Source organism: Microbacterium sp. B19, from assembly GCF_000333395.1.
Taxonomy (GTDB): domain Bacteria; phylum Actinomycetota; class Actinomycetes; order Actinomycetales; family Microbacteriaceae; genus Microbacterium.
The window spans coordinates 1-6087 of sequence record NZ_BADA01000010.1 but is presented as its reverse complement, the minus strand read 5'-3'; the positions used below and the strand labels follow the sequence as shown (position 1 = coordinate 6087).

Here is a 6087-nt window from a genome sequence, read left to right as displayed (position 1 = left end):
ATCCGCGGGGTCGAAGGACTCGAGTCCACCACCGCGACGAGCACGACGAACTCCTCGATCGTGTCCGCCTCCTTCACGTACGGCACCGATCTCGCCGCCGCGCAGCAGAAGATCCTCGCGGCGATCGCGCGCATCAAGGACCAGCTCCCCGACTCGGCGGACACGACCGTCGCGTCGGCCAGCATCGACGACTTCCCCGTCATCCAGCTCGCCGTCACCGGCTACTCGGACGCGCAGAACATCCAGTCGACGCTTGAGACGGTCGTCGTCCCGGCCCTCGAGGACGTCAAGGGAGTCAACGCCGCACAGGTGGTCGGTGGCACCGGTCAGCGCGTCACCATCACCCCCGACCCCACGCGCCTCGCGGAGAAGGGCTTCAGTCAGCAGGCGATCAACGACGCCCTCGAAGCGAACGGCGTGCTGTTCCCGGGTGGTTCGATCACCGAGAACGACCAGACCCTGACGGTCCAGACGGGCGCCAAGCTCACCAGCGTCGCCGAGATCTCCGCGCTTCCGCTGGTCCCGACCGATGCCGCCCAGGCGGCCGCTGGCGCGACGACGATCGCCGACGTCGCGAGTGTGGCCGAGCAGTCCGACCCGGTGACGACGCTGTCGCGGGTGAACGGCCAGCCGGCCCTGACGATCGCCGTGACGAAGCTCCCCGCCGCCAACACCGTCGACGTCTCGAAGGCCGTGCTCGCGGCGATCCCCGACCTCGAGTCCTCGCTCAACGGCGCCACCTTCACGGTCGTCTTCGACCAGGCGCCCTTCGTCGAGCAGTCGATCGAGGCGCTCGCGCAGGAGGGTCTCCTCGGCCTCGCGTTCGCCGTCGTCGTCATCCTGATCTTCCTCATGTCGGTGCGCTCGACCCTCGTCACCGCCATCTCGATCCCGACCAGCGTCCTGGTGACCTTCGTCGGACTCCAGGCCTTCGGCTACTCGCTCAACGTCCTCACCCTCGGGGCGCTCACGATCGCGATCGGACGCGTCGTCGACGACTCCATCGTCGTCATCGAGAACATCAAGCGGCACTACGTCGGCGACGCCGAGAAGATCCCCACGATCGTCCGCGCTGTGCGCGAGGTCGCCGCCGCGATCACGGCATCCACGATCACCTCCGTCGCCGTCTTCCTGCCGATCGCGTTCGTCGGCGACGTCACCGGCGAGCTGTTCCGCCCGTTCGCGCTCACCGTCACGATCGCGATGACCGCGTCGCTCCTCGTCTCGCTGACCATCGTGCCGGTGCTCGCGTCGTGGTTCCTGAAGCCCGGGAAGGTGATCCGGGATGCCGAGGGCGCCCCCGTCGACCCCGAGTCGCCGACCGCGCCGCCCTCGCGTCTGCAGAAGGCGTACGTCCCGATCCTCAGCTGGACGCTGCGGCACTCGTGGGTGACCCTGGGCCTCGCCGTGCTCGTGCTCGCCGGGACCGTGGCATCCGTCCCGCTGCTCAAGACCGACTTCCTCGGCGACTCGGGCCAGAACACGTTCACCGTGACGCAGAAGATCGGCTCGGCGCCGAGCCTCACAGCCGAGGACACCGCCGCGCAGCGGGTCGAGGCCGTCCTGCGGGACGTCTCGGGTGTCGAGACCGTGCAGACCTCGATCGGCTCCAGCGGCTCGGCCCTGCGCGACGCCTTCTCCGGCGGCGGTTCGGGTATCACGTACTCCATCACGTCCGAGGCGGGCGTCGACCAGGTCGACCTGCGCGCGCGCGTGCGCGACGCGGTGTCCGGCATCGCCGACGCCGGCGACATCGAGGTCAGTGCCCAGGGCAGCGGCTTCGGCTCGAGCGACATCACCGTCGACGTCACCGCGGCCGACGGCCAGGGGCTGCAGCAGGCCACCGACGCGGTCGTCGCCGGATTGCAGGGCCGCGACGGCATCGGGCAGGTCACGAGCAGCCTGTCGGCCTCGCTGCCGTTCGTCTCGGTGAAGGTGGACCGGGATGCCGCGGCCGAGCGCGGGCTGTCCGAGCGCACCGTGGGCGCCCTGGTGTCGGGCGCGATGCAGCCACGCCAGGCGGGCACCGTCGAGATCGACGGCCGCGGCGTGAGCGTGTACATCGCGTCGCAGGACCCGCCGACCACCGTCGACACGCTCAAGGCGCTCGAGATCCCCACCGCCCGGGGCGCGGTCCGCCTCGACCAGATCGCGACGGTGGAGACGAGCCAGACGCCCCCGAGCATCACGACGTCGCGCGGCCTGCGGACCGCCACGGTGACCGTCACCCCGACGACCGACAACCTCAGTAGCTCCTCCGCGAGCGTGCGCGAGGCCCTCGCCGACGTGTCGCTCCCCGACGGCGCGACCGCGAAGCTCGGCGGCGTCGTGACGAACCAGCAGGACGCGTTCGGCCAGCTCGGTCTCGCGCTGCTCGCGGCGATCCTCATCGTCTACGTCGTGATGGTCGCGACGTTCAAGTCGCTGCGTCAGCCGCTCGAGCTGCTGGTGTCGGTTCCGTTCGCCGCGACCGGCGCGATCCTCATGCTCCTGATCACGGGCGTGCCCCTCGGGGTGGCCGGCATGATCGGTGCGCTGATGCTCGTCGGCATCGTCGTCACGAACGCCATCGTCCTGATCGACCTGGTGAATCAGTACCGCGCGCGAGGACTCAGCGTCTTCGAGGCGACGGTCGTGGGCGGTTCACGGCGACTCCGCCCCATTCTCATGACCGCGCTCGCGGCGATCTTCGCGCTCGTGCCGATGGCGCTGGGGATCACCGGGCACGGGGGATTCATCTCGCAGCCGCTGGCCGTCGTGGTGATCGGCGGGCTCGTGTCGTCGACGTTCCTGACGCTGCTCGTCCTGCCGACGCTGTACAACCTCGTCGAGGGAGCGCGGGAGCGCCGTACCGCTCGGCGCGCGGCGCGGTCGACGCCGGCCGCAGCCGAGGTCGAGCCGACGACGGACGAGCACCCGCTGAGCCGGCGAGAGCTGCGCGAGCGCCACTGACGATCGCGGGACGACGCCGCACCGCGCTCACGCGGGCGCGGCGCACCGGGCGTGACCCGAGGGCCGTGGCGCTGACCGGAGTGCCCGCGAGCGCCGTGCGGGGGTCGGGCGTGCGGGTGTCGGCCGTGCCGGTGAACCAGGCGGCCACGGCCGCGATGCCGGTGGCGGGGATGCCGATGAACGGTGAGGCGGCGAGGGCGCTGCGGACGACCGCCGGCTCGCGGCGCGCGGTGACGACGGCCGGCTCCCGGCGCGCGACGGCGACGGCGGGGGATTCGACAGCCGCCACCGGACGCGCGTGGGCCCCGGTCAGGCAGTGCGTGAAGATCCCGGACCACGTGAACATCGCGCTGAAGGCGATGACTTCGAACAGGGCGAGGTTGATCGTGGAGGTGACGAACATCCACGCGCCGGCGAAGAGAAACACGAACACCAGCGACGTCGCGATCGGGAGACGCTTCGGCAGACGGTGGAGCAGGAAAGGCGAGGTGAGCAGGAGCGCCGCGAAACCGAGGACCATCATTCCGGCGACCTTGTCGTGCAGGTCTTTGTTGGTGTTGAGCGGAATGCACCCGACGAGGGGCCAGATTCACGCCGATCACGGTGAGGAAGAATGCCGCGGCGGTGGGAGCGCCGCGCCGTCCCGCGCGTCGTCCGAGGCGACGGAGATCACGCCGCACGCGCGCGGCGTAGACGACGACGAGCGAACCGCCGACCTTGAGCGTGGTGTTGAAGAATGCCGCCGAGAGGTCGTGGAAGGTGCCGAGCTGGCTGAAGTGGAGCTGCCACCACGACGGATCGCTCGTGGTGAGGATCGACGCGAGGATGCCGCCGACCAGCACGACGAGCACGAGCCCGGCGAGGTGCATGGTGGGGACGGCGTCGAAGCGGCGCACGAGACGCCGCGCGAGGGTGGGGAGGGCGGCGGAGGGGACGGCGGGACGGACCGCAATGCTCATCTCGGGCACTTTCGTCGTGGACGGGTTGGGTGTCCCCCCACACCGCGAGACCCCCAGCCCCCGTCGGCTCATTCGGGTTTGAGCCGAGGGAACGATGGTCCTCGGTCTCCCCGGCGGCGACGGAATCCGTCAAGGGAATGGTAACTTTCCCGACGGTCGCATAGGAAAGGTCTTGCCTGCGAATTCCCCAGATCGTATGCGAAATTCATTGTCCCCCATTTGGGGGACAAGGCCCTCATCCGCGGTAAGAAACACCCCATTCGCGACGCAATTCATCGCCCGTTCCGAGGGCGATGAGATCCAGCCCGGTCGCGAAAGCGTTCGACGGGGCGGTCATCGGTTCGATGGCGACCGCAAGCGGATTCCCCGGGTAGCGGTCGGTGGTGAAGACCTGCGCCCACGGGAAGCCGGCATCCTGCCAGAGTTCCACGCGACGACCATCGGGTGCGGTGAGGGTGTGACGGGCCCGGCCGTCGGCATCCCGGTCGAATCCCCGGTAGGCGTTGTCGAGCGCGACGTCGCCCAGACGCCGGCCTTCGCGGAGATCGGTCGCGTCGTCGACGGGGACCTCGTCGACGGGCAGTTTCCGGTCGTCCAGCACGAGTGTCGACGTGCCCGTGGACCGGATGACGAGATCTTCGGTCGGCACCCCGCCGATCTGCAGATACGGATGGATGCCGAGCGCCACCGGCGCGGTCGCGGCGCCGACGTTCTCGATCACGTGCTCGACGTGCAGGCCGTCGGCGAGGAGGGTGAAGATCACGCGCGTGCGCAGGTGAAACGGATAGCCGGTCTGCGGCACGACGTCGGCGGTGAGCACGAGCCGGTCGTCGGTCTGCTCGGCGGCCGTGTAGGAACCGAAGCGGAGCAGACCGTGGCTGGCGTTGCCGAACGCGGGCTCGCTGATCGCGAGCTGCCGCTCCGCGCCGTCGAAGGTGTACTTCCCGTCGCGGATGCGATTCGGCCACGGGACCAGAACGACCCCGGATGCCGCCGGCGTGGGCACGTCGTCGGCGTATCGCGGTACGAGGTCGACGCCGTCGACCGTCAGCGCGCGGAGGGCGGCACCCACCTGAGCGATCTCCGCCGAGGAGCGGGGACCCTGCAGGCGGAAGCGGTGGCCGGTGGGGTCGGCGGTCATGAGGCGGCCTTTCGAGAGCGGGGCGGGCGTTGCAACCAGGGTCGCAGGAGACGCGTCACCCACGGAAGCACCGCGTAGGTCATCACCGGCGTGAGCAGCAACGTCGTGCCGAGGACGCGCAGCGGCAGCGGAACCTCGGCGAAGCCCGGGATGAACCCGAGCAGCCAGCTGGCGAGCAGATTCGTGGGGAAGAAGCCGATCCAGATCGTCACGGCCTGCTTCCACCGGGGAGGCGCGACCGGGACCGGCTGCTGGACTGTCTGGGTCGTGGCATCCGTCGGCTCGAGGACCGAACCGAACGGAGCGTCGAACCATCCCTCGATGCCGGTGCGCCGCTCGACGCGCTCCTCGCGCGCGAACGGGCGGCCGGAGTCCAGCCACCACCGGCGCTGCGAGGACGTCTCCCACCCCTCGAGGGTGGTGATGTCGCGGAAGCGGTACAGCATGTACCAGAGGTCGCTGTCTTCCCCCGCGCGCACCCAGCCCGAGCCGAGGAAGCCGGGGAAAGCGGTCGCGAGGTCGGTGCCGGCCTGCATCCAGGAGGTCGCTTCGGCGGTGCGCGTCGGGTCGATGCGCCGCTCGATCGCCACCGTGATGGGGTGGGCGTCGGTGTCTGCCATGGTTCCATCTTCGGTCAGCGGCGGGGCGGGCGCGCGTCGCGTCGGGGGCGGCGGCGGGTTGGGGGTGTCCCACTTTGTGCGGGAGTGGGTGGGTGAATGTGCACGGAGTGGGACATGGGGCGGTGGTGGGGTGGTGAGTGGCGAGGGGTGGGTCGCCGTGCGGCGGAGGGGTGTCCCACTTTGTGCGGGAGTGGGTGGTCGAATGTGCACGGAGTGGGACATGGATGCCATTCCCAGGCGCGACCTGTAACGTTGACAGGTCGGCTCTGGACACCGCACCGTGTGCGGATGGGTTTGTGAGTCCAAGGGGCCGATGGACGGAACGCGATCGCGTTTCGACCATCACTAGTGAATGGCCCCCGGCCGACGGATGTCCGGGTTGCACCGCCGTGCGGTGCCGCTGTTTCGCGCAAAC

General features: G+C 70.0%; 4 protein-coding genes. 2 read left to right on the top strand and 2 right to left on the bottom strand.

What is annotated here, in order from left to right; genetic code table 11:
* On the top strand, positions 1–2952 hold a 2952-nt coding region (locus tag I5G_RS19630; RefSeq protein ID WP_036325428.1), incomplete at its 5' end, for an efflux RND transporter permease subunit.
* 65 nt (positions 2953–3017) lie between these two features.
* Positions 3018–4055, top strand: a complete 1038-nt coding sequence (locus I5G_RS25005; RefSeq protein WP_148286357.1) for a hypothetical protein — start codon at positions 3018–3020, stop codon at positions 4053–4055.
* Between the two features lie 91 nt (positions 4056–4146).
* Here I5G_RS25005 and I5G_RS00230 read toward each other — a convergent pair whose 3' ends face one another.
* Both I5G_RS00230 and I5G_RS00225 read right to left on the bottom strand, forming a co-directional pair.
* A complete protein-coding gene (locus tag I5G_RS00230) occupies positions 4147–5052 on the bottom strand; it encodes an aldose 1-epimerase family protein (RefSeq protein ID WP_022877253.1) in 906 nt (301 codons plus the stop codon).
* Complete coding sequence (locus I5G_RS00225) at positions 5049–5672, bottom strand: antibiotic biosynthesis monooxygenase (RefSeq protein WP_022877252.1); 624 nt, start codon at positions 5670–5672, stop codon at positions 5049–5051. The genes I5G_RS00230 and I5G_RS00225 overlap by 4 nt, the downstream gene beginning before the upstream one ends.
* Between the last annotated feature and the right edge of the window lie 415 nt (positions 5673–6087).